Genomic DNA, 653 nt, shown 5'->3' on the forward strand with positions numbered 1-653 from the left:
CGCTCCATGGGCCTCGTCGTCGACGAGATCATCGACATCGTCGAGGAACGGCTCAACATCGAGGTCGGCGGCTCCAGCCAGGGCATTCTCGGCTCGGCCGTGATCAAGGGCCAGGCCACCGAGGTGATCGACGTCGGCCACTTCCTGCCCATGGCGTTCGCCGACTGGTTCACCCGCAAGGAGATGAAGCCGTCGCTGCACTCGCAGTCGGTGCTGCTGGTCGACGATTCCGCGTTCTTCCGCAACATGCTGGCCCCGGTGCTGAAAGCGGCGGGCTACCGCGTCCGCACCGCGCCGACCGCGCAGGAGGGCCTCGCCGCGCTGCGGGCCCAGAGCTTCGACGTGGTCCTGACCGACATCGAGATGCCCGACATGAACGGGTTCGAGTTCGCCGAGACCATCCGCGCCGACAACAATCTCGGTTCGATGCCGATCATCGGCCTGTCCGCCTTGGTGTCGCCGGCGGCGATCGAGCGCGGCCGTCAGGCCGGCTTCCACGATTATGTCGCCAAGTTCGACCGTCCCGGTCTGATCGCGGCGCTGAAGGAGCAGACCGCGGGCGCCGCCGGCGCCTCCGAGCTGAGCCGGGCGGCGGCGTAACCCAGGGGATCAGGAGATAGGCTTATGGCCAGCAACAAGATGCAGTCCAGCGA

Annotated in this window: 1 protein-coding gene; it reads left to right on the forward strand. The window is 67.2% G+C overall.

Annotated features, from left to right (window positions below; all coding sequences use genetic code 11):
• The coding region (locus E4K64_RS40090; RefSeq protein ID WP_135167651.1) for a response regulator at positions 1 to 600 on the forward strand (600 nt) is incomplete at its 5' end.
• Between the last annotated feature and the right edge of the window lie 53 nt (positions 601 to 653).

Origin of the sequence: Bradyrhizobium frederickii, from assembly GCF_004570865.1 — a bacterium.
GTDB classification, from domain to species: domain Bacteria; phylum Pseudomonadota; class Alphaproteobacteria; order Rhizobiales; family Xanthobacteraceae; genus Bradyrhizobium; species Bradyrhizobium frederickii.